Consider the following 25,706-nt stretch of genomic DNA (forward strand, 5'->3'; position numbering starts at 1 on the left):
CGTTGGCGGCGAAGACATGGCCGATACACCATTTGCCAGCAGGTGCCTTTACATTCCGCATCCTTCAAACTGACAATCGCATATGGAAACCAGCCTAGCCCGCTATATCTGGACGCACACCAGGAAGCAGCAGCTCTGGATATTGATGATCGTCGTGCTTTCGATGGTCCCGTATTTCATGTCGTTCGACCTGCCGAAGCTGATCGTCAACGGCCCGATCCAGGGCAAGGGGTTCGAGCAACCGGGCGCGACCCTGCCATTCATGCGGTTGCACTATAACCTGCCGTTCATCGGCGAGGTCCAGTTCTTCTCCGGTTTTCAACTGGACCGCACCTCGACCCTGCTTGCGCTCAGCCTTGTGTTCCTCTTGCTGGTCGTCATCAACGGCTTGTTCAAGCTCTACATCAACACTTACAAGGGCCGGCTCGGCGAACGCATGCTGCGGCGTATTCGTTTCGATCTGGTCGATCGTGTGCTGCGGTTTCCGCCGGTTTACTTCAAGCGGGTGAAATCCGCCGAAGTGGCGACCATGGTGAAGGACGAGGTGGAGCCGCTGGGCGGCTTCATTGGCGATGCCTTCCTGCAGCCGGTGCTGCTCGGCGGCCAGGCGCTGACGGCCATGCTGTTCATCATGGTCCAGAACGTCTGGCTCGGAATGATAGCGGTCGTGATCGTGGCGATCCAGATCGTGCTTATCCCGCGAATGCGGCGGCGGCTGCTCGTGCTCGGGCGCCAGCGGCAGTTGACGGCGCGCGCGCTTTCAGGCCGGGTTGGCGAAATCGTCGACGGCATCGGCGCGGTTCACGTCCACGATACGTCGAACTACGAGCGCGCCGACATAGCAGCCCGGCTCGGGCTCATCTTCAAAATCCGCTTCGATCTTTACCAATGGAAATTCATGGTAAAGTTCCTCAACAATTTTCTCGCGCAGCTCACGCCCTTTCTGTTTTACATGATCGGTGGCTATCTGGTCATCCAGGGGAGGTTGGATGTCGGCCAGCTCGTGGCCGTGATCGGCGCTTACAAGGACTTGCCCGGACCGATGAAGGAACTGATCGACTGGGATCAGGACCGGCAGGATGTCCAGGTCAAATATCAGCAGGTCGTCGAACAGTTCACCGTCGAGAATATCATCGCGCCGGAAATCGGAGCACTGACGGTCGACGATCCCGATCCGATGACCAAGCCGCTGTCGGCGGTCAGCCTGTCGATAGCAGACGATGGCGGCGCAATGCTCCTCAATCGCATCTCGCTCGAGGTCAAGCCGGGTGAGACGGTGGCTCTGGTCAGCACCGCAACAGGGGGAGCGGAGGCGCTTGCGGAAGCCTTTGCGCGGCTGACCTGGCCGGACAGCGGAAGGATCGTTTCGGGCTCCGATGACTTGCTTGATCTCCCCGAAGCCGTGACCGGCCGGCGCATGTCCTACGCTTCGTCGGATGTTTTCCTGTTCCAGGCAAGCCTGCGCGACAATTTGCTCTACGGTTTGAAGCATGCGCCGCTGACATCGGTGACATATGACGGCGCAGCGGCGGACCAGCACCGTTGGAATATCGACGAGGCGCGCCGGTCGGGCAATCCGGATCTCGATATCCGCAGCGACTGGATCAACTATGCCTCCGCCGGCGCCACCGGCCCGCACGACCTCTTCGAAGCCGTGCGCCGGGTGCTCGACGCGGTTCTTCTGTCGCGCGACATTCTGGATCTTGGCTTGCGCTCTTCGGCCGACCTCAAGCGCCACACGAAGCTTGCCGAGCGGATCGTCGAATTGCGTGCGGCGCTGCGAACCCGGTTGGAGGAAGAAGGCCTGAGCGCGCTGGTGGTTCCTTTTGAACCGGGCGCCTACAACAAGGAAGCGACGATCGGCCAGAACCTGCTCTTCGGCGCCGCGGCCGGCCCCGAACTGGCTCACAAGGCACTGGCGTCCAATCCCTATTTTGCTTCCGTGCTGAAGCAAGCCGGCCTCGACCGCACGCTCTACGAAATGGGCATGGAGATCGCCGAACAGGCGATCGAGCTGTTTGCCGACCTGCCGCCCGAACACCAGTTCTTCCAGCAGCTCGCCTTCATGAGCGCCGAGGAGATACCCGCCTACGAAACCTTGCTGCAACGGCTCAAGAATCGCCCCTACGATGCGGTTTCGGAGAACGACCGCGCCATGATGGTCACCTTAAGCTTTGCCTATATCGAGCCCCGGCATCGCTTCGGCCTGTTGACCGACGAGCTGATGAGCAAGATCATCGCTGCACGCAACCAGTTCTATGAAAACCTGCCGGCCGAGCTGGAGAAAGCTGTCGAACGGTTTGATCCTGCCAAATACATCGCCGCGGCCACCGTCATGGACAACGTCCTGTTCGGGCGTGTCGGCAACAACCATCCCGACGCGCCGGACCGTATTCGCTCCATCGTCTATGATATTCTTGACGAACTGGGACTTTATGCCGAGCTTCTGGATGTCGGCCTGGACTTCAACGTCGGCGCCGCCGGCAGGCGGCTGACCGGCGGACAGCGACAGAAGCTCGATGTTGCCCGCGCCTTGCTCAAGCGTCCCGATTTCCTCATTCTCAATCGGCCGCTGTCGGCGCTCGACCAGCGCGTGCAGGACAAAGTGTTGCGGAATGTGCTCGACGAAGCCAGACGCGACGGCCATTCGCCGGCAATTGTGTGGGTGGTGACGAATCCGGCAATGGCGGCGATGTTCGATCGGGTTGTGGTCTTTGACTCAGGCCAATTGGTGGAAGACGGAACACACGAGACACTCTTGGCGGGAAACGGTATCTTCAAGGAACTTGTGTCATAGTCTGGCAAACGCGAATTCAGGAAGGTTTGCGACAATGCTGCTCAAGGATGAAGTTGGAATGCTGCAACGCGTTCCCTTGTTCTCTGGCATCGAGCCGACAAAGCTCAAGCTGCTCGCGTTCACGTCCGATCGCGTGAACTACAGTGCCGGCCAGATTCTTTTCCGGCAGGGCGACGAGGCAGACGCCGCCTATGTCATCCTTTCGGGCAGCGCGGATATTCTGGTCGATTCCGACAATGGGCCGATCAAAGTTGCCGAATTGCTGCCAAATTCGATCGTTGGCGAGATTGCCATATTGTGCAACAGCTCCCGTACTGCCACCGTCAAAGCGGCAAGTGAGCTGGAGGCCTTGAGAATCCGCAAGGACCATTTCCTGAGGCTTATGAAGGAGTTTCCCGAAATGACCATCGAGATATTGCGGGTTCTTGCCGATAGGCTAAGCAGTACGACCGCGGACCTGATCGACGCACGAACGGCCGAGAGCGATTCACAGTTGCACTGAAGCGGCGAGCCGCTCTGTTTCTTTGTTTTGATGCAGTTTCCGGAACCGTGTCACACCTTTCCTGGAACGACTCTGGCAGCAGTTGGTTGGCTACGATGGGCGAAAGGGTGCATGGACGACGATTTCTTCCTTGTCAGGTTTTGGGGCGTGCGCGGCAGCATTGCGGTGTCGGGGCCAGAATTTGCTCGCTATGGCGGCAACACGATCTGCATCGAGATGCAATGCGGCAAGCATACGCTTCTGTTCGACGCGGGCTCCGGCTTGCGGCCTGCCGGCAGGACGCTTCGGGCGGCGGGCGTCACCGATTTCGACCTGTTTTTCACCCATTGCCATTACGATCACATCATCGGGCTGCCGGCTTTCAAGCCTATTTATGAACGAGGCATCAAAGTTACGCTTTGGTCCGGGCATCTGGCTGGACGCATGACGACGCGGCAGATGGTCGATGAATTCATTCGGCCGCCATGGTTTCCGGTGACACTCGGTGTCTGCAAGGCGAGCCTCGACTGCCGCGATTTCGCATCCGGAGACCTGCTTCGGCCACGCGAAGGAGTTGTTGTACGAACCGGTAGTCTTACCCATCCGGGCGGCTGCATCGGCTACCGGGTCGAATGGGGGGGCCGCGTCGTGGCGGTCATCACAGACACCGAGCACGAGCCGGGCAAACTCGATCCGGCGGTGCTCGGTCTGATCGAGAATGCCGACCTCGTCATTTACGATTGCACCTACACCGAGGAGGAAATGGAGCGCTACCGCGGCAACGGGCACTCGACATGGCAACAGGGCGTCAAGCTCTGCGAGGCGGCCGGCGCGCGCGGGCTTGCGCTGTTTCACCACGATCCGGCACGCACAGACGATGAGCTGGACGAGATGGAGAAACTGGCCAAGGACAGATTTGCCGGCGCTTTTGCGGCGCGGGATGGCCAGACGCTCACATTTCCAGTCTTGCACAAAAAGCGCTGAGCTATTTTCCGGCGCTGCGTTCTGTCAGTGTGCTGATCGGAAGCCATGCGCAGGCTTCTGCCCGCGCGGTGATCGTGAACAGCCGTTCGAGGAAAAGCCAGGCCGATTCATCATGGACGAGATGGTGGGTGAGCAGGCCGACCGGTTCGCCGCCGTCGAATGCACGCTGCAATTGCGCGACGATGGCCTGAACCAACAGACCATGATCGCGGCAGCCGCGCGTGCCATGCCAATCCATGATGTCGACATTGCTGTTGATGACCGCCAAGGAAGCCGGCCTTGGCGGCCCGAACACCGACAATGCCGCAAATCCTATCGATCCGAGGTCGGGTACCAGGCCGGCGTCGATCCGGTTCCAGGGCGGCACCAGCATCGGAACCGCACGTGCGCCGTGCAGGCCGGTTACACGCGACAGCCCGCCGGCCAGCTCATCCAGCACCACCTCGCGTGGCCGATGCGCGCCGAGCTCCTGCTTTTTTTGACCCTCGGGCGCATGATTTCGGTGCGCCCAGCCATGAATGGCGACCGTGGCATGCGGCGCGGCGTCAAGCCGGACGACAAGCTTCCCGTCGGTCTGGGCCGGAATGACGGCCAGAGTGACCGGAACCGCGAAGTCACCGGTGAGGTCGAGCAACCGATCGAGCGCCGGCGTCGGATCCACGGCGTCGTCGTCGCGCAGCCAGAACTCTGCCTTGCGGCCCCACCGTTGCCGATGCGCCAGCTCGTCCACCAGAGGCTGCCAAATCGGGTCGGACGTCATGACAACGGGATCATCTTGAGAAGTTCCGCCAGACGGGCCTTTGCAGCACCGAGAGAGCGTTCTTCGAGAACGAAACGTCTGGCCTCTGCAGCCATGATGGTTCTTTCGTCATTATTGGCCAGAAGCCTTGCGATGGCCGAAGCGAACGCCCCCACATCGCCCGGCGGGGTGAGAAACCCGGTCTGGCCATGCCGCACGACCTCCGGCACGCCGGCAATGTCCTGAGCCACCACCGGAAGGCCGGCGGCCTGTGCTTCAAGATAGGCAATGCCATAGGCCTCGCCGTAACCCGGCCAGACGTAGATTCCCCCGCGATAAAGGACATCCGGCACGGCGGCAGGCTCGATGGCGCCAAGCCATTCGATACGGTCGGCGGGCAAGCCGGCGAATTGCGCCTTTACCTCGTCACGGGCAGGTCCGTCCCCGACGACCGATAGCGTCCAGGGGAGATGGCCGATCAACCCGAGCGCCTGCGCCAGCATGCGATAGCTCAAGACCTTGTCGCCCGGGCGCATCATGGCGACGGTCACGAGGCGCGTCGGATAATCCAGTACCGGCATTTCGTGGAATGCCGATGTGTCGATGAAGGGTGAAAGCATACCGAGAGCGGCGTGGGGGACAGCATCCGCCAGCCCCTGGCGATCCCTTTGCGTGAAGCAGATGTTCAGCGCCGCCTGTTCGATGGCTCGCGCGACCAATGCTTGGCTATCGGCCCACGAACCGGCGTTGCGCCGTTCGGAATAGGAGGCTTCGGCCGTCACATAGGGGACGGCAAAGGCCAACGCCAGCTCGGGCCCGATCAGGTCGGGCGCCTTGTAGTAGGGATGATAGGAGAACCAGAGATCGGGCTTGCCGTCACGGTCCCAAAGCCTTGTCAGTCGCGCGGCTTCGTCCCGGGCCTCGATCATGAGCGCATCGAAACTTTTCGGTTCCGGCTGGCGTAGATAGAAGCGCAACTCCGATGCCAGTTCGACGCTATGCCCGCCATGCTGCAGCGCCTGGACCAGCATCCGTGCCATCTGGCGGTCGCCGGAGACAACGGGATGATTGGGCGACTTCAGCGGGGCGTAGAAGGCAATTCGCATCGCGCGATCCTATCATCGCAAAGCCTGCCCAAGTCAATTTCGAGGCATGATCGACTTCACCTTCAAGCGCTGGAATGTGCTATCTGATGCTTATGGAAACAGCTGTCGCGTCCGACCCGTTCGTCGCTTCTTTGCCGGTCTTCGCAAAGTTCGAAAGCGTTGCCGATATCGACAACTATCGGCCTCTCCCCGATGGCTGGGCGCTGGCCACCGCCGACATCGTCGGCTCGACCAAGGCGATCGAAGCCGGGCGCTACAAAACCGTCAATATGGCCGGCGCCAGCGTCATTTCGGCGCTGCTCAATGCACTGGGCCGGCAAGATCTTCCCTTCGTCTTCGGCGGCGACGGCGCGCTCGTGGCGTTTCCCGGCTCGGCGCTGGAGATCGCCCGTAACGCGCTGGCTTCTGTCCAGAGATGGGTGGCGGACGAACTGGACCTGACCTTGCGTGCCGCAATCGTGCCGATAAAGGACATAAGAGCGCAAGGCCTCGACGTTCGCGTGGCGAGGTTCCAGGCCTCCGAAGCAGCCTTCTATGCCATGTTCGCCGGCGGCGGCGGCAGTTGGGCGGAAGCCGAAATGAAAGCCGGGCGCTACCGCGTCGACCCCGCCCCGGCCGGCGCGCGGCCGGATCTGACCGGCCTCTCCTGCCGCTGGAACCCGATCGAAGCCCGGCATGGCGAAATTGTCTCGATCATAGCCGTGCCCGGGGCATCGCGCGACTTGCGTGGTTTCCAGTTTCTGGCTTCCGACATCATCGCCCTTGCCGGCAGGCAGGAGCGCGATGGCCACCCGGTGCCGGTGGACGGTCCGGCCTATAGTCTCTTGCCCGCCGGTCTCGATGTCGAGGCACGGGCCACGGCGCCGCCGGGGCGGCGGTGGCTGGCCAAGCTGTGGGTGATCTTCCTGATGACGCTTACGGCCGTCACCGACAAATTGGGCTGGACGATCGGCGGTTTCGACCCGAAGGTCTACAAGCGCGAGGTGGCCAGCAATTCGGATTTCCGCAAGTTCGACGACGGCTTGAAGATGACCATCGACGTCGACGCGGATGTGTTGCAGCGGATCGAGAACCGGCTGAAACAAGCGGAAGAGGCCGGCATCTGCAACTATGGCCTGCACCGCCAGAAGTCGGCCTTGATGACATGCCTCGTCATCTCGCCGCTGCAGCGCGATCATGTTCACTTCATCGATGGCGCCGCCGGCGGCTATGCAATGGCTGCCGCAAGCCTGAAGGCGAAGGCGCCGGTCTGATGACGGCTTGGGGAATCGATTTTCCGCAATGCGCCGCGGCCATGGTTCTTGGGACCCGGCGAGCCCGACGGTGCCTGAGCCGACCAATTATTTGCGCGATGTCAGGATCGGGATTGCACTTCGCCGGCAGCCTCGCCACATAGTGTTGCAGGTGATTTGTGCGGTCGACGTCTGCTTGCTTCCTGCAAGGACAGTCATTCGGGATATTCTTCGCCGGCTTCTGCCCCCGAAGCCGGCTTCATTGACTTCGAGAATTTTGCGGATCAAAGGAGATGGCTCGTCTTCGACGGGTTTCGAGATAGCATGAGCACAGCGCAAGCAGAAATTTCCAACATTCTCATGGATAAGGTTGCCGATTGGCTGACCCAATCGGCGCTGGCGGGCGACGACCTGGAAACATTGGTCAAGGGTTTTTGTGAACGGCTGGCTGCTGCCGGCCTGCCGCTGAAGCGGGTGCATTTGAGCTTTTCGATGTTGCATCCGCTTTATGACGCGCTCGGTTTCACCTGGATTCGCGGCCAAGGCCTGGAAGTGGAAGGCTTCCGGAGTGAGAACGGCGTCCATTCCGACAGATTCCTAACCAGCCCATACTACCATCTGCTCAGCAACAAGCTCGACCATCTGCGGCGCCGGCTCGACCCGTCGGTGCGGTCGGAGTTTCCTGTTTTCGATGAGCTCAGGCTTATGGGCGTCACCGATTACATGGCTTTCGTCCATCCCTTCAATGGCGATACAAGTCAGGGCATGTTGGGGTCCTGGTCCACCGACAGTGCTTCAGGCTTCAGCGACAGCATGATTTCGGCGCTGCTGCGGATCCAGAACCATCTCGCCATAGCAAGCAAGATGGCGGTGCTCACCAAGCTCGCCGACAACATGATGACCACGTATCTCGGAGGTGACGCCGGCAGGCGCGTGCTGGACGGCCAGATCAAGCGCGGCGAGGGCGACACAATCCGGGCCGCGCTGGTGATGGGCGATATGCGCGGGTCGACAAGGCTCGCCGAAACCTCCGGCCGCGAAGTCTATATCGATACGCTGAACCAGTTTTTCGATGCCATCGCAGCACCATTCAATCGCAAAGGCGGGCAGATCATGAGTTTCCTGGGGGATGGATTCATTGCCGTCTACCCCTGCGAAAGGCACCGCGCGCAGTCAGAGATCGCCTGCCAGGCTGCTCTTGCGGCTGCGCACAAGGCCAGCATGCGCATGATGGAGCTCAATCTGCGCAGAAAAGAGCAAGGACTGGGCGACATAAAATTTGGTATCGGCCTGCATGTCGGCAATGTGATGTTCGGCAATGTCGGGCTTACTGACCGACTCACATTCTCGGTCTTCGGCTCGGCTGTAAACGAGGTCCAGCGTCTCCAGACCCTGACCAAGAAATATCCGCACAGCGTTCTCGCCAGCAAGGACTTCGCCGGCTATTGCGGGGCCAACAGTTGGCTGACGCTCGGCGAGGAGGAACTGGCGGGCAGCAAGCAGAAGCTGACGGTGCTTTCACCCGATCTGTCGGGTGCTCTCGCACTCGATGAAGACGCTGCGCTGCAGCCGTTTCACGATCGGATATCGGACGCCGAGCAGGTCATGCTGCTTCATCGCGATGCCGCGCGGCTGTCGGCGGGCGACCGGAGGAAGCTCCAGTAGTCACCACCATCCGATCTGGACGCCCTGGTATGCTGTCCGGCCGCCGGTCGCCGGGGAATTCGTTTCGAATCCAAGTTGCTCTGCGCTGACAATGCGCTAGTCTTGCTTTTTTGGGGCCGGTCGGGAGGCGCCAGATTGGGGCTGGTGTGGGAATGGATGCAGGCGTTGATCTGCTGCGGATCGAGGATGTTGGCATCTCTTTTGCCATTGTCGGGGGACCGTTGCATGCCGTCAGGCGGGCAAATCTTCGCGTCCTGCCCGGCAAGGTCACCGCACTTGTCGGTGAGTCCGGTTCCGGAAAATCGGTTCTCAGCCAGGCCGTGATGGGCATCTTGCCGAACACGGCCCATGTTCGCGGCCGTATCCTGTTTTCCGATCCCAAAAAGCCCGGCACGACGCAGGATATCCTGCAGATGCCGCGAGACGGACCCGAAATCCGGGCGTTGAGAGGCAGCCGCATCGGCAAGATCTTTCAGGAGCCGATGACATCGCTGTCGCCGCTGCACACGATCGGCAACCAGGTCAGCGAATCCCTGCAGATTCATACGTGCATGGATCGGACGGAGCGCAAGGCACGGACCGAGGAAATGCTCGGGCTCGTCGGGTTTCCCAATCCCAAGCGCGCCTACGACATGTATCCGTTCGAACTTTCGGGAGGATTGCGGCAACGCGCCATGATCGCCATGGCGCTTATCTGCCGGCCCGCTCTGTTGATCGCCGATGAGCCGACGACGGCGTTGGACGTCACCATCCAGGCGCAAATCCTGCAATTGCTTCGTGGGCTCCAGACCAAGCTCAACATGGCAATGCTGCTGATCACGCACGACCTCGGCGTGGTCGCCAATGTCGCCGACGAGGTGGTCGTCATGTACCATGGCGAGATCATGGAAGCGGGCCCTGTGGAGGCAATATTCCGCCGGCCAGGCCACCCTTACCTGAAGGGCCTGATGGCAGCCGTTCCGCATTTCGACCTGAAGCCTGGCGAAAGACTGAAGGCGCTCCGCGAGGTGCCGGTGAATGTCGGGACCCTGCTGGGCAAGCAGACGGCGCCGGAAGCGAAAGGGCCGGACGACATTCTGCTGTCGGTCAGGGATCTGAAAAAGGTCTACACCATCCGCAACTCCGGATGGTTCAGCGGGAGCCATCAGACCTCTGTTCGCGCCGTGGACGGCGTCAGCTTCGACATCAGGCGAGGTGAGTGCCTGGGCCTGGTTGGCGAAAGCGGTTGCGGCAAAACCACCGTCAGCAAGATCCTGATGCGGGCCGTCACCCCTACCGGTGGCTCCGTGATCTTCAACGGCCGCGACGGACCGATCGACGTCCTGGAAGCCGAGGGAGACGCCCTGCGCTTGCTGCGCGCGAAACTCCAGATGGTCTTCCAGGATCCGGTTTCGTCACTTTCGCCACGCATGACAGTGGAAAACATCTTGAGCGAGCCGCTGGAAATCCATCAACGTGGCAATGCTGCGTCCCGGCTAGCCACGGTCAAGAGCCTGATGCAGGCAATCGGGCTCGATCCGCGCTTCATCCAGCGCTATCCCCACAGCTTCTCCGGCGGGCAGCGTCAGCGTATCGGCATCGCGCGCGCGTTGGCGCTGGGGCCTGAACTGCTGATCTGCGACGAGCCGGTTTCGGCGCTCGATGTCTCCGTGCAGGCGCAGATCCTGAACCTTCTGAAGGACCTGCAGAAGGAACTGGGCCTGACCTACCTGTTCATATCCCACAATCTGGCGGTGGTGGACTACATGGCGGACCGCATCGCGGTGATGTGCGGCGGGCGTATCGTCGAGCTTGCACCGCGCGAAATTCTGCTCAGGAAACCGATCCACCCCTACACGCGCTCGCTGCTCGCCGCAGTCCCCTTCCCCGATCTCGACCGGCCGATGGATTTCAAGACGCTGAAGCTCGGCGGCGCTTCCGACACCAGCGCATGGGGCCCGCAATTCCGCGACGAGGGCGAAGAGGATATGCTGTCGCCGCTCGATCTCGGCGGCGGCCATCTCGTGCTGGCCCGACGTTCGGCCGATGTCAGCGAGTTACGCCATTGATCAGCCGCCGCACTGTCCTTGGTCTCATGGCTTCGGCATTTCTGCCGGGCACGGCGCGCGCCGGCGATCTGGAGCCGGATTTTCTTCAGCCGCAGCTGAAAGCCAGGGCTCTGCCGCCACTCGCGGAGCGCCTGCCCAAAAGCCCGCGCGCGTTGAACCTCGCGGCGATGGGCCGGCAGCCCGGCCAGTATGGCGGCACGCTGCGTACGATCATCGGCAGCCAGAAAGATATCCGGATGATGACGATCTACGGGTATTCCCGGCTGGTCGGCTATGACGAAAAGCTTAACTTTCAGGCCGACATTCTCGAAAGTTTCGACGTAAAGGATGATCGCGTCTTCACGTTCAAGATTCGTGAAGGCCATAAATGGTCAGACGGCAGCCTGCTGACGCCGGAGGATTTTCGTTATTGCTGGGAAGATGTCTGGCTGAACGATGAGCTTTCGCAAGGGGGGCTCGCCCCTGCCCTGCTGGCGGACGGCAAGCCGCCACGTTTCGAGATCGTCGATCCGTTGACGGTGCGCTACAGTTGGGACGCGCCCAATCCCGACTTCCTGCCCAAACTTGCCGCTGCTTCGCCGACACCGCTTGTTTTGCCAGCCGCCTATCTCAAGCAGTTCCACAAGAAATATCAGGATCCATTCCGGCTCGCCGGCCTGATGAAGGAGAACCGGACCGCAAAATGGACGCTGCTGCACATCCGCATGTCGCGGCAGTATCGCCCGGAGAACCCGGATCTGCCGACACTCGACCCCTGGCAGAACCGGACCAAGCCGCCGGCCGAGCAGTTCATCTTCGAGCGCAACCCGTTCTTTCATCGAACAGACGAGAACGGCCGGCAACTGCCCTATGTCGACCGGATCATCATGAATGTCAGCTCGTCGGCGATCATCTCCGCCAAGACCGGTGCGGGCGAGAGCGACCTGCAATGCATGGGAATCGACTTCAGCGACTACTCCTTCCTGAAGGACGCGGAGAAGCGCTACCCGGTGAAGATGCATCTGTGGAAACGCACACAGGGTTCGCGGCTGGCGCTCATGCCCAATCTGAATTGTGCCGACCCGGTGTGGCGTGGCCTTTTGCGTGACGTGCGCGTGCGCCGCGCACTTTCGCTCGCTGTAGACAGGCGCGAGATCAACATGGCCGTCTTCTACGGATTGGCGCAGGAAAGCGCCGATACGGTCTTGCCGGAGAGCCCGCTCTACCGGCCGGAATTCGCGAAAGCCTGGGTCGCCCACGATCCCGACCAGGCCAATGCACTGCTTGACGAGGTCGGGCTTCAGGCCCGTGACGATGACGGCCTGCGGCTACTTCCCGATGGACGCCCGGCGCAGATCATCGTGGAAACGGCCGGCGAAAGCACGCTGGAAACCGATGCGCTCGAACTCATCACCGATCACTGGCGCAAGATAGGCATCGCTTTGTTCATCCGGACTTCGCAGCGCGACATCTTCCGCAGCCGCGCGCTTGGTGGCCAGATCCTGATGTCGATGTCGTCGGGCATCGACAATGGCGTGCCGACCGCCGACATGAATCCATACCAGCTGGCCCCCACCATCGACGACCAGCTGCAATGGCCGCTCTGGGGCGCTTACTATCTGTCGCATGGCAAGATGGGTGAGGCGCCCGATGTTCCTGAAGTGGTCGAGTTGATGGCTTTGCTCAAGCGCTGGAACGGATCGACCCAATCCAGCGAGCGCGCCGAAATCTGGAACTCGATGCTGTCGATCTACACCGATCAGGTGTTCTCTATCGGTACGGTGAACGAAACACTTCAGCCGATTCTGGTATCCTCGCGGCTGCGCAACCTGCCTGACAAAGCACTCTACGGCTACGACCCGACCTCCTATTTCGGTGTCTACATGCCGGACACATTCTGGCTTGGAGGCTCCTGAGCGTGCTTCGATATCTTGTCTGGCGCATCGCCGTGATGGTTCCAACGCTGCTGGTCATATCGGCGCTTGTGTTCACCATCATCGAACTTCCACCGGGCGACTATTTCGACAGCTATGTCGCCGAGCTTCGGGCCCAGGGCGAAGCGGTGGATTCCGACCGCATCCAGATGATGCGCAAGGAATATGGTTTCGACCAGCCGCCGGTCATTCGCTACTTCTACTGGGTGGGCGGGATGCTGCACGGCGATTTCGGCTATTCCTTCGAATATGAGCTGCCGGTTCGCGACGTCGTCGGCGACCGAATGTGGCTGACCGTGCTGGTTTCCTTCGTCACGATCATCTTCACCTGGCTCATCGCCTTTCCGATAGGCATGTACTCCGCCACGCATCAATACAGCTGGGGCGACTACGGCCTGACTTTCTTCGGCCTTCTCGGCCTTGCCATTCCGAATTTCATGCTGGCGCTGATCCTGATGTATTTCGCCAACATCTGGTTCGGCACGTCCATCGGCCACCTCATGGACCAGCAATATCTCGGCGAGCCGATGAGCTGGGCCAAGGCGAAGTCGATCCTCGCCCATCTCTGGATCCCGGTCCTGATCATCGGCACCGGCGGCACGGCGAGCATGATCCGGCGGCTGCGCGCCAATCTGCTCGACGAACTGCACAAGCAATATGTCGTGACGGCGCGCGCCAAGGGCCTGCATCCGTTCAAGGCGCTGGTCAAATATCCGCTGCGCATGGCGCTCAATTTCTTCATTTCCGACATCGGCTCGATCCTGCCGGCCATCATCTCCGGCGCTGAGATCACGGCTATCGTTTTGTCTTTGGAAACGACCGGGCCGATGCTGATCAAGGCGCTGCAAAGCCAGGATATGTATCTGGCAGGGTCATTCCTGATGTTCCTTGCCTTCCTGACGGTTATCGGCGTGCTGATTTCCGACCTGGCGCTGGCGCTGCTTGATCCACGAATTCGTTTGCAGGGTGGCAGCACCAAATGAAGCAGGACTCGCCGCTGCCCGCTCCGGGTGCTCCACTGCAACACTACATTTCCGGCGCGCCCTTCGACCTGCAGTCGGTCGAGGCGATGACGCCGGAGCAATCGAAGGTCTTTCAGGCATCGCAGTTGCGGCTGATGTGGTGGAAATTCCGCAAACACCGGCTTGCGCTTATATCCGGCATATTCCTGGCAGTGCTGTATTCCGGGATACTGATCTGCGAGTTCCTGGCGCCCTACAATCTGCACTCGCGCAACATGGACTACATCTATGCGCCCCCGCAGCACGTGCATCTGTTCCACAATGGCGAGTTCGTCGGGCCGTTCGTCTATGGCCGCCAGATGACGCTGGATATGGACACGCTCAAGCGGAACTACATCGAGAAGCACGACGATGTTCAGCGGCTCCGTTTCTTCTGCAAGGGCGACACTTATCGGTTCTGGGGCCTGATCGAAGGTGACAGGCATTTTGTCTGTCCTGCCGAAAACGGGCAGCTGTTTCTGGCCGGCACCGACAGGCTGGGGCGCGACGTGCTCTCGCGCATGATCTATGGCGCACGCATTTCACTGACTATCGGCCTCGTCGGCATCAGTTTCAGCTTCCTGCTCGGCATCGTCATCGGCGGGCTGGCCGGCTATCACGGCGGTATCTTCGACCTGATCGTCCAACGGATAATCGAAGTCCTGCAATCGATTCCCAGCATTCCGCTATGGCTGGCCCTGGCGGCGATCATGCCGATAACCTGGAGTCCGATCCTGATCTATTTCGGCATCACCGTCATCCTCGGGCTGCTCGACTGGACCGGACTGGCGCGGGCCGTGCGTTCAAAGCTTCTGGCCTTGCGAGAGGAGGATTACGTTCTGGCGGCGCAGTTGATGGGCGCCGGAAGCAGCCGCATCATCAGGCGGCATCTCATTCCCGGCTTCATGTCGCATCTGATCGCGACGGCGACGCTCTCCATCCCTGGCATGATCCTGGGCGAAACGGCGCTGAGCTTCCTCGGGCTCGGCCTGAGGGCGCCGATAACCAGCTGGGGCATCCTGCTCACCGAGGCGCGCAGCGTCAGCGTGATCGCGTTCTATCCATGGCTGCTTTTGCCGATGCTGCCGGTCATCCTCGTTATCATGGCGTTCAACTTCCTCGGCGACGGCTTGCGGGACGCCGCAGACCCCTACAAGTGATATCGCTGTTCCACCGCCCGGCCTGCCGAACACTCCACCCGGTATGACGCTTGTCGGCGGCCGGTTGCGTTATTGCAGGGTTCGTCGTTCGCCTTTATATGCAGCAAGCCTCGATCGGGGCTGCTGGTTCAGGACACACAATCGCATATGAGTCGCCTCGATAATTTCATCAGCAGGATGACCGCGCAGCGCGACATTCTCAATCGAATCTGCCCCGAGGTGGCGAAGATGGAGGGGCTTGTGCTTGAGCTCGGCCTCGGCAATGGCCGGACATTCCACCATCTGCGCGAGCTTCTGCCCGGGCGCCGGATCGTGGTGTTCGACCGCGAAGTTGGCGCGCACACTAGCTCAATTCCCGAAGCTGAAAACCTCGTGCTCGGCGAAATACGCGAGACGGGCCGCAAGTTCATTGGCATCGAAGCCGCCCTTGTTCATGCCGACATTGGCACCGGCTATGACGATCGCGATGCAGTGACCGCTACCTGGCTTCCCGATCTGATTGCGAGCCTGCTTCGCGTCGGCGGCTTCGCGGTCAGTGGCACGCCGCTCGATCACCCGCTGCTGCAACACCTCCCGGCGCCCACTTCGGAGCCCGCCGACCGTTATTTCCTCTGCAAGCGCGTGTGAGCGGCAGAGAACTCTTCAGGGGATCGTATAAACCGCAATCTCCCGCTCGATGCCGCGCAGCGAGACCTCGTGCGGCACGGGCGTCAGCGCGTTCCTGTGCAACAGATCGGCGGTGAGATTATCGTCGACCACCGCACGCGTGGCGAAGATCGCCTGTGCGTTGGCGAGGTTCTGGACCCGCGAAGCAATGTTGACCGTCTGGCCGAAATAATCCTGCCGCTCGTTCATGGACACGGCTATGCAGGGGCCGGCGTGAACACCGATCTTGAGCAGAAGGTCCTCGCGCCCGCTTTTGTCATTGAGCGCCCGCATGGCGTCGCGCATCCGCAGCGCCGCGGCAATCGCACGGTCAGGCGTCGCGAAGGTCGCCATCACCGCATCGCCGATCGTCTTCACAACCGCGCCTGCCTCCGCCGCGACGATCTCGTGCAGAACCTGGAAGTGCTCGCGTACGAGATCGAAGGCTGAAAGATCGCCCACCCGCTCGTAAAGCTCGGTCGATCCGCGCAGATCGGTGAACAGGAAGGTCAGGCTGGTGATCTTCAGGCGCTGGTTGATGTCGAGCGTATCCGTGCGATAGAGATCCCGGAACGTCTGGTTGGTGAGCAGGCGCTTGGCGGTCACGAAGGGCCGGCGCTTGCCCAGGAAATCATGCAATACCGGGCAGGCGATGAAGACCGTCGGCAGCACGCGCGTGTCGGTCCTGTTTTCCAGCGAAATGCGCAATGGGCCGGGTTGCATCTCCAGCGTCTGGCTCTGGACATGGTCCCGGTCGAAGGCCAGAGAGAGGTTTCGCCGCTCTTTTGCCGGTTCGCCCTTCGCGTCGATGAACTGGGCCGAATGCGTGACCGGCTCGAAGACGATGATGAATTGGGGCGGAAGCTGGATGTGCAGAACCGCCTTTTCACCGGGCGCAAGCTCGATATCTTCCAGCGAGAACGCTTCCATCTTTTCCGCCAGATCCTCGTCCGGCAGATCGGCCCCGGACGCCCAGTAGATCTGGCGGTAATATTCCACCAACGGCAGTTCGTGTGGATTGTGGGCGGCAATCCTGCGCACGCGGGGACTGACGGTGAATGTCACCTCGACCATCTCGTCGAGGGTCGGCGAATAGCCCTGGGAGCACAGCGCGCAGGTGTATTCGTCCTTCTGCATGGTTTTCAGCGTGGCGTTGGTGTCGAGCACGCCGCCACAGCCGGGGCACAGAACATTCCAGGAAATGTCGAAGATGCCCACCCGCGCCGCATGGAGAAAGGCGCTTATGGTGCGTTCCTCGTCGAGGCCATGCTTGCTGGCGAAGGCCAGCGCATTGATGCGGCAAAGTTCGCGGTCCTTGCCCTCGGCGATGGTTTGCCGGATTGCGTCGATTGCCTGCGGATCGACATCGGTCGATTGCCGCAGAAGCGAGAACAGATCCTGAGCTTCGGTCATCGTGCAGGCTCCGGAAATTGCGCCGCTAGAGCATGATGCCGAAAGGTGTGAAGCGGTTTTCGGACGACATCATGCTCTTCCTGATTCAGAGGCGGATTCAGATTTCAGGTCGGACAGACCTGAAATCATCCGGCTCTAGGCGTGTTGGCCGGACCGATCTTCGACCCGAACGCTCCATCATACTGCTAAACGGACCGGACGGCCATTCGAATGGACAAGCCTGGTGACAGGTCAATTTCCATTTGTTGAATTCCAAACTATGATAGCCCATGGGGCATTCATCTCTGGGGTTTTCTCCATGCCGACACGCGACAACCCGCCATTTCCGGCGGCCCTGCGCCTTTTCTCGGCGGGGGTCATCATCGTCCTGATCGTCGGGGCCGGCCTGTTTTTCGCGCCTGCGCTGGTCAAGCCGCGCTGGCCCTGGGCCGTCACGCCGTTCAATGCCCGCTTCCTCGGCGGCTTCTACACCGCCGAAATGGCAGTGATGGCGGCGCTGCTGGTCTGGAATCGCTGGTCGCCCGGCAGGCTCGTGCTGGTCATGGCCTTCATCTTCACCGTCATCGTGTCGGCGGCTTCGTTCATCAATCTCGGTTATTTCAACTTCGAGCGCAAAGCCCCCTGGCTCTGGTTTCTGGTCTATCTTGCGTCAGCCGCGGTATCCGGGCTGTTCCTGTGGCGGGCAAGGGCCCGCCCTTCTGCAAAAGGCGTGATCTTGAACCCCGCATGGCGCGCCTACCTACCGGTGGAAATGACGATCCTCGGGGCCTACGGCGTCGGCCTGTTGCTGTTTCCCCTGACATTCGGTGGCTTCTGGCCATGGCCGATCGATGCTTTTCACGCCCAGGTCTACAGCGCCATCTTCCTCGCGGGTGCAGGCGGCACCTATCTCGTCTGGAGAAGTGCGCCGCGTGAGGAATTGCTGGTGCTCGGCCTGGCGCAGTTTCTGGTTGGCCTGCTTGCCGTCCTTGGCCTCGTCATCACCGACGCCGCCGTGCACCGGATCGACTGGACGGCGGCCGGGACATTGTGCTGGCTCGCCCTTTTCGGCTGGATCGGCGTCAGCGGTATCCTCAAACTCTACGCCGCCCCCCGGCATTTTGCCGCGCAATCGGCATAGGTCGCAGAGACGGCTGGATTTTCAGGTGACGTCCGGTGCATCGTGCCGGGCATATTGCCTCTGTCCTTTGTTCTGACGCAATTCCGGACGGAAAACCGCTCACACTTTTCCTGGAATTGCTGTAGCCGGAAAAGCCATGACCAGCACGCCACCCCTAGAGAAAATCCAGCCGCAGCTCCGGGCCGTCCGGCCAAGCGATGCCGAGGCGCTTTGCGCTATCTTCAATATGCCGGGCTTCCGCTGGGGCACGCTCAGGATGCCGTTCGAGATGGTGGAGCAGGTGGAGCGGCGCATCGCCAAGTCCGGCCCGGAAACCACCTGGATCGTTGCCGAGTTGGACGGCAAGGTTGTCGGCCACGGCAGCCTGGTCGCGCAGGGTTCGCCGCGCCGCTCGCATATCGGCGAGATCAATATCGGCCTCGACGATGGCTTTGTCGGCAGAGGCATCGGCTCTGCCATCCTTGGCGCGCTGCTCGACGTGGCCGACAATTGGCGCGCCCTGAAGCGGGTCGAATTGAGCGTCTATGCCGACAACGAACCGGCCATCCGTCTCTACACAAGCCACGGCTTCGAGGTCGAAGGCCGGCATGTGAAGGCCGGTTTTACCGACGGGCAGTACCACGACCTCCTGAGCATGGCCCGGCTGCGGTTCTGATGACCACCGTCCCTGCCCTTGCCCCTCCGGTGGACATTTTGGCCGTGCTGTCGCTGCTCTGCCCGGAGGTCGTGCGTGACATCGAGCAGAACTGGAATGCACCGGTTTCCGATTACGCCCGCCATCTGTGGCGGCCGGTGGCAAGGCCTGGATCGGCCCCGTCGATCGCTGCCCGCTCGATCCTGCGCGACGTCCTGCAGCAGCGCCTCGGTGCGATCATGCAGCCTGAAGCGATCGGCAAGGCCCTCGACGAATTCGACCACAGACCGGTTATCCAGTCCGGCCTGCACTGCCTGCTTCTGATGGATCGCATCACCTTCGATGCCCTGCTGCTTGCCTGGCTCGGCGCGGTCGAAAACGGGCTGTCGGCTTTTTTCGGCTTCATGGGAACGACCATGACCATGGAGACAACCGGCCGGGAGGGGCCGGGATGGCTCGATGTCGGCGACGACAAGGTCAATTTGTTTGGCATGGGGCGCCACAAACTGTGCCGCAAAAGCGCCTGCGCGGCCGGTCCCGTCACCCTCAACGGGCGCGCGCTCGAAACGGTGGGCAATGAGACGGATGCCAGAAGCTGGCTGGGCACGCTGCTTGCCAGCCAGGACAAGGTGTTTGCAACAGCCGCCGATGCGCTGACAGAACTCAACGAGCATCTGGTCGCCGATTGGGATCGTTCCGGCATGGCCCGGCCGGTTTTCATCGATGATAGGCTGGCCGCGACTGTCGTGGCGCGGCATCTGGAAGATGAAGGCAGTCTTCTTTCCAGGCTGCTCCTCGAGCCCGCAAGGCGCCGGCGTCTCGACCATGCCTTGCAAGAAGCCGCATCGGGCCCATTTGGCAGGTTCCTGCCCAATGCCACGGCCTATTTCTGGGGCATCCGCGAGCAGCGCGTGCGCAAGCTCGTCCTCGAGAACGGGCGGCTGATCGAGCCTGACAGGCCGCATGGTCTTTCCATCCCGTTCGAGCGGCCGCATCTCCAGCAGGCACTGCTGGACGGCATGCTTTTGCCGGACTTGTTCCTGATGTTCCTTGCCCTTGCCATATTGCCGCGCGTGCGGGTTGTGGGCGGCCTGAGACAGATTGGCTATGTCGCGCTTTTTCACTCGATCCTGCTGGCTGCGCTTGATGAAAACGCGCCAGAAGAGCGCGATCTGGCCGCCGAGCTGCAGGTTCGGGAAAATGCCTGGGGCATGCGGGTCATCGATGAACAAATCTCGGTCCGCGAGCAGCTTGCCGGACTGCCGGAAGGGGCGCTGTTCCCGGACCTGCTGCGGCAATACCGGTTGCGGACATTTGCCGAGACGACCGATGACCTGAAACCGGTTCGCGAAAACGCCCGATGGCGCAAGATCGGCCGGGCCTCAGGCCTCTGATCCGGCCGGGCTTTAGCCCGTCATTGCACCACGCCGGCCTTGCGGAGCCCCTCGACCATGAGTTCGAAATCGGCAGGGTTCTTGTAAGGCAAGACCTTGCGACGGTGTTCCAGCGAATAGGCGGGATTGACGCGAAGCAGGTCCTGCCATGCCGTATGGGCCTCCTCCAAACGGCCCAGATGGCCGTAGCATGCGGCCAGAAGCGCACGCGAGACGTCGGTGACAGCGTTGCGAGCCAGCCGTTGCAGCAAGAGGTCGACGGCCTCTTCGTACCTTCCCAGTTGAAACGATGCCAAAGCCTGGAAGTGCAGAAGCACATCCGGGAAGTATGGATTCAAGGTCTTTCCCCGGGCGAAACTCTCTAGCGCCTCCGCGGGCCTACCCGAATAATACAGCGCCTCGCCGCGGGCGACGTGCGCTTCGGCGAAGTTCGGATTGAGGGCTATCGCGCGCTCGACCTCGCCGATGGCCTCATCGTGCCGTCGTGTGTAAAGCTTGGCCGATGCCAGCGCCCAGTGCGCCCAGGGATCGCTGTCATCCAGCGTTACCGCTCGCGTTGCGGCCTCTTCCGCTTGCGCCATCGAGTCCGACGCACCCCACCTGTTGAGGTAATCGAGCCCGTACGTGAGGGCTAGGAAAGCGTGGGCAGAGGCAAATTTCGGGTCCAGTTCGATGGCCCGCTGCAAGAGCTCGCGGGCCACGACGTTCGTGTCCTTCGTCAGCCGGTGCCATAGCTCCCGGCCCCGCAGGAAACAGTCATACGCCTCCGGGTTGCGCTGGTGTTCGGGCGCCAGCCGCAGACGGTCATCCTCGGTCAGATTGAGCGCCAGCGCACCGACGATGTGCTGCGTCACGTCATCCTGCACGGCGAATATGTCGGTCAGATCGCGATCGAACCGCTCCGCCCAAAGATGGCCGCCTGAGATTGCATCGATGAGCTGCGCGGTGATGCGTACCTTGTTCCCCGACTTGCGTACGCTGCCTTCAAGGACATAGCGCACGCCGAGCTTCGTGCCGACATCCTGCACATGGACGTTCTGGCCCTTGAAGATGAAGGACGAATTGCGAGCGATGACGAAGAGCTGTGACAGTTTGGACAGCGCCGTGATGATGTCTTCGGAGATGCCGTCGGCGAAGTAGTCCTGTTCGGCATCACCGCTCATATTGGCGAACGGCAGCACGGCGATCGACAGTTTCGGCGGCGCTGCCGCAGCCGGAGGGCTCGTCGGGGTTTGCGAGGTCACGGCCACCTTGGCCCCGGCGCCGACCTGCAGCGAATACACCCGGATCGGCTCGGCGATGTTCTTGAGCTGTGTGCTGCCGAGATCGCTGACCGAGAGGTCAAGCCTGGCCTTGACCTGGCGATAGGCATCCTCGGACAGGCAGATGGCGCCGGGCGCCGCAACGCCCTCCAGACGCGAGGCGATGTTGACGCCGTCACCCATCAGGTCGCCATCGCTCTCTTCGACCACGTCGCCCAGATGGATGCCGATCCTGAACTCGATGCGGCGCTCCTGCGGTACGCCGGCATTGCGCTCAACCATACCGTTTTGAATCTCAACGGCGCAGCGCACGGCATCGACCACACTGCGAAACTCAACCAGTGCCCCGTCTCCGGTACGCTTGATAACCCGCCCGTGGTGCACTGCAATGATCGGATCGATCAGGTCGCTGCGCAGTGCCCGCAACCGCGCCAAGGTACGATCTTCGTCCGCGCTCGCGAGCCGGCTGTATCCGACCACATCTGCAGCCAGGATTGCGGCCAGCTTACGGTTCTCGCTCATGGGTCGCCTCCTCATCTCCATCATAGCAGGAAGACGGCGGGACGAGGGAATTTTCGCAAATCACGGCCACGCGGCCGCCCGTATCGGCAGTGCTCCACCGCCAACCCAGACCGATGCCCATTTGTGCTGCCGCTTGCCGGTTGACGACTATCGGTTCATCCTTGTGAATACCCCGGCCGTGACGAGCGTGGCGAGATCACGCGTCATGGCCCAAGGTCAAAGAGATAGAGCATGATGTCGTCCGAAAACCGCTTCACACTCTTCGGCATCATGCTTTGGTGAGGTGTCCATGAACTGCTCTGGCTGCGGTTTCGAGATCGAGGGCGGTTACGCCTTCTGTCCGAAGTGTGGCCGCCGCCAGCCCGTGCCATGCGCCAGTTGCGGCTACGCCTGCGCACCTGATTTCGAGTTCTGTCCTAAATGTGGGGCAAGCGTGGGTGCGTCCGCAAAAGCTGCCGAACGGCCTGCTCCGACACCAAGCCGCACCATTGCGCAGCCCTCTCGAGCTCCGTCGCCGAACATCGAAAGCGAAGAGGGGCCGCATTCCGTCTCCGACGCCGATCGACGAACGGTAACGGTGCTGTTCGCCGATCTCTGCGGCTTCACGACACTCAGCGAGCAGCTCGACCCCGAGGTCATGCAGGCGCTGCAGAACGAACTGTTCAAGGAATTGACGGCGGCCGTGCAAGGCTTTGGTGGTTTCGTCGACAAATTCATCGGCGACGCTCTGCTCGCCTTGTTCGGTGCGCCGGTCGCGCATGAGGACGATCCGGAACGTGCGCTTCGAGCCGCTCTCGACATGATCGCCCGGACGGCGCGGCTCGGTGAAAGCACCCGCCACTCCGGCTCGCCGCTGCTGCTCCACATAGGCATAAACACGGGTCCGGTCGTTACTGGCGGATTGGGCATCGGCACCGCCAAATCCTATTCGGTGACCGGCGACACGGTGAATACGGCGCAACGCCTGCAATCGCTGGCTGCACCGGGTGAGGTGCTGGTGGGCGAACTCACGCACAGGCTGACCCGGCATGCCTTCTCGTACGAGTCGCTGGGCGATGTCGTCTTTCGCGGCAAGGCTGGCAGTGTGCTCGTCCACCGACTGGATGCACCGCTTGCGGCGCCGCGTGCAGCGCGCGGGCTCGAGGCGCTCGGCCTCAGTGCGCCCATAATAGGTCGTGATGCGGAGCTCAACAGAATGCTGGCGAGCCTTGACTTGGCGTGCGGCGGCTCGGCCCAGCTTGTCCGCCTCGTCGGCGAAGCCGGTATCGGGAAGTCGCGGTTGGTGAAGGAGTTCGTCGCCCGCGTCGGCGACGAGGATCGTTTTCGCAACGTCGCCGTGCGGCAGGCCACGTGCTCACCGCTGGGTGAACAATCATTTGGCGCCCTGGGTGCAGTGGTGCGCAGCGCTGCCGGGATGATGCAAAACGACAATGGGGACGAAATGCGGGGCAAGCTCGCAGCCTTGCTTGCCGATCTCGGCCTGCAGGGCGAGGAGGCGAAGCGGCTGATGCCTTTGCTCTACCATGTGCTTGGCCTCGGCGACCCCGATGCCACCTTGCAGCATGTCGAGCCCGAGCAGCTGCGGCGGCAAATTCTCTACGCGGTCCGCACAATCATGGAACGGCGGCTTGCGTTGTCGCCGCTGTTGATTGTCGTCGAAGACCTGCACTGGGCCGACTCCGTCTCGCTCGAGGCACTGCGTTTCGTGATGGACAGACTGGAACGCACGCGGCTGATGTTGCTGGTCACGCATCGTCCGGCGTCGGACAACGACCAACTCGACTCAAGTCGGGTCAGCCACACAGCGCTCAGGCTTTCGCCGCTCGACAGCGATGACGGACGCCGCCTGGTGGCGGCGCTTTTCGGCGAGAGCTGGGTAAACGCCGCAGGAGGGCTTCTCGACCAGATCCTCGAGCGCGCGGGCGGCAACCCGCTTTTCTTGGAGGAGATCGTTCGCGGCCTTATCGATCGCGGTGTATTGGTGCGCGAGGGCCAGCAATGGCGGACCGTGGCAGGCGAAGTCGCAACCGGCATCCCCGCCACGATCCAGGCAATGTTGCTTGCTCGCGTCGACCGGCTGCCGCAAGGGGTGCGCCGGTTGGCCCAGGAAGCCGCGGTAATCGGCCCGCGCTTCGATGCCACGCTTCTGAAAGCCGTGGCAGCCGACCCCGGCCGACTGGAAGCGGGCTGCGAACTGCTTTGCGATGCGGAAATCATCGAGGAAGTTGCCGGATCAGGCTCGGTCTCGTCGCAAAGCTACCGCTTTACACAAACATTGCTGCAGGACGTGATCTACCAGAATCTGCTCCTGCAACGCCGGACCGACATCCACGGCCGGGTAGGTGCCGCCCTGGAGCAACTGTGCGGCGACAAGCCGGAACGGTTCGAGGATCTGGCCGTGCTCGGTCACCATTTCGCTCAGAGCGCCGAGCGGGAGAGGGGCGCGCATTACCTGCAGGCGGCGGGAGATCGCGCTCGCATGATATACGCCAATGACGACGCCCTTCGTTTCTACGAGCGAGCACTGACTGCGTTGGGCGCGATCGGGCAAACACCGCTCAAACTGGCAATTGCAGAGCGCATTGCCGATTTGAGCGGCCCGGCAGGCCGCCGCGAGATTGCACACCGCCACTACGAGGCGGTGCTGCAGGCCTATCGCGAGTCAGCCGATCGTGTCGCGGCGGCGCGCGTTTTGCGCAAGATCGGTCGGCTGTTTTGGGACGTGGGCAAGCGGGACGACGCGGAATCGCGCTACGCTGAAGCGGCAGCGCTCCTCGATGGAGCGGATGCCCCGATCGAGCAGGCGCATCTCTGGCAAGAACGTGGCCGACAGGCGTTCCGCAGCGGAGATCACACTCTCGCGGCAAAATGGGCAGACGCGGCGCTGGATTGCGTACGCTCTCTGACAACGGAACATGTCTCCGATGATGCCACCCTCGTGACCGCCGAGGCACTTAATACCAAGGCTGTTGCGCTGGCTCGCCTTGGGCGAAACCATGAAGCCGTGCGTGAGGTTGAGCGCAGCATTGAATTGGCCGAAGCCGCCGGTCTGCTGGGCGCGGCCTGCCGCGGCTACACCAATCTCGGGGTGCTCTACACGACCATCGATCCGGCGAAGGCGATGGAGGTCTGTCGGCGCGGTCTTGAAGTGGCGCGCCGTATTGGCGATTTGGGTTTCCAGGCGCGCCTCCTCGCCAATCTGGCGGTAGCTTGTTGTACTTTCACGGATCGCTGTCCAACGGAGGGCGTGCCTGCTGCCGAGAAGGCCATCGAGATTGACCGGGCGCTCGACCAGCGCGAGCACCTGCCAGTGCCGTTGATCGTGCTTGGGCAGATCCACCAGTGCAACGGCCATCCGGAACTGGCGATCGGCTTGTTCCACGAAGCACTGGAGGTAGCCCGCGAAACGGGCGAGCCCCAACTGCTGTTTCCGTGCTATGATGGACTCGCAACGCTTAATCTCGACCTCGACAATCTGGCCGAGGCCGAACGCTACTTTTCCCTGGCGCAGGGTATATGCGCCCAGCACGGGCTCGACCCGGAAGCGCTTGTGGTGCTGCCTTTTCTCGACTAGCCGGGATAGGGGGTTG

Annotated in this window: 18 protein-coding genes; 14 read left to right on the forward strand and 4 right to left on the reverse strand. The window is 61.7% G+C overall.

The window, feature by feature from the left end; translation table 11 throughout:
• Positions 1–82 precede the first annotated feature (82 nt).
• The 3 genes from NLY33_RS05920 to NLY33_RS05930 all read left to right on the forward strand — a co-directional run bounded on the left by NLY33_RS05920 (position 83) and on the right by NLY33_RS05930 (position 4,262).
• The gene (locus NLY33_RS05920; RefSeq protein ID WP_023706793.1) at positions 83–2,797 is read left to right on the forward strand and encodes an ABC transporter transmembrane domain-containing protein; all 2,715 of its coding nucleotides are present in this window, start codon (positions 83–85) and stop codon (positions 2,795–2,797) included.
• 34 nt (positions 2,798–2,831) lie between these two features.
• Positions 2,832–3,299, forward strand: coding sequence for a cyclic nucleotide-binding domain-containing protein (locus NLY33_RS05925; protein ID WP_023672144.1), 468 nt, complete (start codon positions 2,832–2,834; stop codon positions 3,297–3,299).
• Between the two features lie 111 nt (positions 3,300–3,410).
• Entirely contained in the window at positions 3,411–4,262 is an 852-nt protein-coding gene (locus tag NLY33_RS05930; protein WP_023706794.1) for an MBL fold metallo-hydrolase, read from the forward strand.
• A gap of 1 nt (position 4,263) precedes the next feature.
• On the opposite strand, the gene NLY33_RS05935 is transcribed toward NLY33_RS05930, so the two are convergent.
• Positions 4,264–5,022, reverse strand: coding sequence for a polysaccharide deacetylase family protein (locus NLY33_RS05935; protein WP_023706795.1), 759 nt, complete (start codon positions 5,020–5,022; stop codon positions 4,264–4,266).
• The gene (locus NLY33_RS05940; RefSeq protein ID WP_023685074.1) at positions 5,019–6,107 is read right to left on the reverse strand and encodes a glycosyltransferase family 4 protein; all 1,089 of its coding nucleotides are present in this window, start codon (positions 6,105–6,107) and stop codon (positions 5,019–5,021) included. The genes NLY33_RS05935 and NLY33_RS05940 overlap by 4 nt, the downstream gene beginning before the upstream one ends.
• A gap of 74 nt (positions 6,108–6,181) precedes the next feature.
• On the opposite strand from NLY33_RS05940, the gene NLY33_RS05945 reads away from it, so the two are divergent.
• The 7 genes from NLY33_RS05945 (at position 6,182) to NLY33_RS05975 (ending at position 15,753) form a co-directional block, all read left to right on the forward strand.
• Positions 6,182–7,360, forward strand: coding sequence for a DUF3095 domain-containing protein (locus NLY33_RS05945; RefSeq protein ID WP_031196755.1), 1,179 nt, complete (start codon positions 6,182–6,184; stop codon positions 7,358–7,360).
• Between the two features lie 303 nt (positions 7,361–7,663).
• Entirely contained in the window at positions 7,664–9,004 is a 1,341-nt protein-coding gene (locus NLY33_RS05950; RefSeq protein ID WP_023672139.1) for an adenylate/guanylate cyclase domain-containing protein, read from the forward strand.
• A gap of 152 nt (positions 9,005–9,156) precedes the next feature.
• Positions 9,157–11,052, forward strand: coding sequence for an ABC transporter ATP-binding protein (locus NLY33_RS05955; protein WP_023706796.1), 1,896 nt, complete (start codon positions 9,157–9,159; stop codon positions 11,050–11,052).
• A complete protein-coding gene (locus tag NLY33_RS05960) occupies positions 11,049–12,947 on the forward strand; it encodes an ABC transporter substrate-binding protein (RefSeq protein ID WP_023692891.1) in 1,899 nt (632 codons plus the stop codon). Before NLY33_RS05955 ends, NLY33_RS05960 begins: the two co-directional genes overlap by 4 nt.
• Positions 12,948–12,949: 2 nt before the next feature.
• Entirely contained in the window at positions 12,950–13,948 is a 999-nt protein-coding gene (locus NLY33_RS05965) for an ABC transporter permease (RefSeq protein ID WP_023672136.1), read from the forward strand.
• Positions 13,945–15,126 (forward strand): ABC transporter permease, encoded by a 1,182-nt coding sequence (locus NLY33_RS05970; protein ID WP_031196756.1) that lies wholly within the window; start codon positions 13,945–13,947, stop codon positions 15,124–15,126. Before NLY33_RS05965 ends, NLY33_RS05970 begins: the two co-directional genes overlap by 4 nt.
• A 147-nt stretch (positions 15,127–15,273) precedes the next feature.
• Positions 15,274–15,753 (forward strand): class I SAM-dependent methyltransferase, encoded by a 480-nt coding sequence (locus tag NLY33_RS05975; protein WP_023672134.1) that lies wholly within the window; start codon positions 15,274–15,276, stop codon positions 15,751–15,753.
• A gap of 15 nt (positions 15,754–15,768) precedes the next feature.
• On the opposite strand, the gene NLY33_RS05980 is transcribed toward NLY33_RS05975, so the two are convergent.
• Positions 15,769–17,184 carry an adenylate/guanylate cyclase domain-containing protein gene (locus NLY33_RS05980; RefSeq protein WP_023685078.1) on the reverse strand — a complete coding sequence of 472 codons (1,416 nt, stop codon included), beginning with the start codon at positions 17,182–17,184 and terminating at the stop codon, positions 15,769–15,771.
• Between the two features lie 298 nt (positions 17,185–17,482).
• Between NLY33_RS05980 and NLY33_RS05985 the strand changes: the two genes are divergently transcribed.
• From NLY33_RS05985 to NLY33_RS05995, 3 genes are all read left to right on the forward strand, one after another.
• Complete coding sequence (locus NLY33_RS05985) at positions 17,483–18,304, forward strand: hypothetical protein (protein ID WP_023706798.1); 822 nt, start codon at positions 17,483–17,485, stop codon at positions 18,302–18,304.
• A 136-nt stretch (positions 18,305–18,440) separates the two neighbouring features.
• Positions 18,441–18,959, forward strand: coding sequence for a GNAT family N-acetyltransferase (locus NLY33_RS05990; RefSeq protein WP_023698122.1), 519 nt, complete (start codon positions 18,441–18,443; stop codon positions 18,957–18,959).
• Positions 18,959–20,332: a hypothetical protein gene (locus NLY33_RS05995; protein WP_031196757.1), complete on the forward strand. Its 1,374-nt coding sequence runs from the start codon at positions 18,959–18,961 to the stop codon at positions 20,330–20,332. The genes NLY33_RS05990 and NLY33_RS05995 overlap by 1 nt, the downstream gene beginning before the upstream one ends.
• 20 nt (positions 20,333–20,352) lie before the next feature.
• On the opposite strand, the gene NLY33_RS06000 is transcribed toward NLY33_RS05995, so the two are convergent.
• Positions 20,353–22,116 (reverse strand): adenylate/guanylate cyclase domain-containing protein, encoded by a 1,764-nt coding sequence (locus NLY33_RS06000; protein ID WP_023706800.1) that lies wholly within the window; start codon positions 22,114–22,116, stop codon positions 20,353–20,355.
• 289 nt (positions 22,117–22,405) lie between these two features.
• On the opposite strand from NLY33_RS06000, the gene NLY33_RS06005 reads away from it, so the two are divergent.
• Positions 22,406–25,690, forward strand: coding sequence for an adenylate/guanylate cyclase domain-containing protein (locus NLY33_RS06005; protein ID WP_023706801.1), 3,285 nt, complete (start codon positions 22,406–22,408; stop codon positions 25,688–25,690).
• Positions 25,691–25,706: the final 16 nt, after the last annotated feature.

The sequence above is a fragment of the Mesorhizobium sp. C432A genome (assembly GCF_030323145.1).
Classification (GTDB): domain Bacteria; phylum Pseudomonadota; class Alphaproteobacteria; order Rhizobiales; family Rhizobiaceae; genus Mesorhizobium.

What these genes read in the sequence shown, in the direction of transcription:
- NLY33_RS05920 (WP_023706793.1), top strand. Translation starts at nt 83, where the DNA reads ATGGAAACCAGCCTAGCCCGCTATATCTGGACGCACACCAGGAAGCAG.
- NLY33_RS05925 (WP_023672144.1), top strand. Translation starts at nt 2,832, where the DNA reads ATGCTGCTCAAGGATGAAGTTGGAATGCTGCAACGCGTTCCCTTGTTC.
- NLY33_RS05930 (WP_023706794.1), top strand. Translation starts at nt 3,411, where the DNA reads ATGGACGACGATTTCTTCCTTGTCAGGTTTTGGGGCGTGCGCGGCAGC.
- NLY33_RS05935 (WP_023706795.1), bottom strand. Translation starts at nt 5,022, where the DNA reads ATGACGTCCGACCCGATTTGGCAGCCTCTGGTGGACGAGCTGGCGCAT.
- NLY33_RS05940 (WP_023685074.1), bottom strand. Translation starts at nt 6,107, where the DNA reads ATGCGAATTGCCTTCTACGCCCCGCTGAAGTCGCCCAATCATCCCGTT.
- NLY33_RS05945 (WP_031196755.1), top strand. Translation starts at nt 6,182, where the DNA reads ATGTGCTATCTGATGCTTATGGAAACAGCTGTCGCGTCCGACCCGTTC.
- NLY33_RS05950 (WP_023672139.1), top strand. Translation starts at nt 7,664, where the DNA reads ATGAGCACAGCGCAAGCAGAAATTTCCAACATTCTCATGGATAAGGTT.
- NLY33_RS05955 (WP_023706796.1), top strand. Translation starts at nt 9,157, where the DNA reads ATGGATGCAGGCGTTGATCTGCTGCGGATCGAGGATGTTGGCATCTCT.
- NLY33_RS05970 (WP_031196756.1), top strand. Translation starts at nt 13,945, where the DNA reads ATGAAGCAGGACTCGCCGCTGCCCGCTCCGGGTGCTCCACTGCAACAC.
- NLY33_RS05975 (WP_023672134.1), top strand. Translation starts at nt 15,274, where the DNA reads ATGAGTCGCCTCGATAATTTCATCAGCAGGATGACCGCGCAGCGCGAC.
- NLY33_RS05980 (WP_023685078.1), bottom strand. Translation starts at nt 17,184, where the DNA reads ATGACCGAAGCTCAGGATCTGTTCTCGCTTCTGCGGCAATCGACCGAT.
- NLY33_RS05985 (WP_023706798.1), top strand. Translation starts at nt 17,483, where the DNA reads ATGCCGACACGCGACAACCCGCCATTTCCGGCGGCCCTGCGCCTTTTC.
- NLY33_RS05990 (WP_023698122.1), top strand. Translation starts at nt 18,441, where the DNA reads ATGACCAGCACGCCACCCCTAGAGAAAATCCAGCCGCAGCTCCGGGCC.
- NLY33_RS05995 (WP_031196757.1), top strand. Translation starts at nt 18,959, where the DNA reads ATGACCACCGTCCCTGCCCTTGCCCCTCCGGTGGACATTTTGGCCGTG.
- NLY33_RS06000 (WP_023706800.1), bottom strand. Translation starts at nt 22,116, where the DNA reads ATGAGCGAGAACCGTAAGCTGGCCGCAATCCTGGCTGCAGATGTGGTC.
- NLY33_RS06005 (WP_023706801.1), top strand. Translation starts at nt 22,406, where the DNA reads ATGAACTGCTCTGGCTGCGGTTTCGAGATCGAGGGCGGTTACGCCTTC.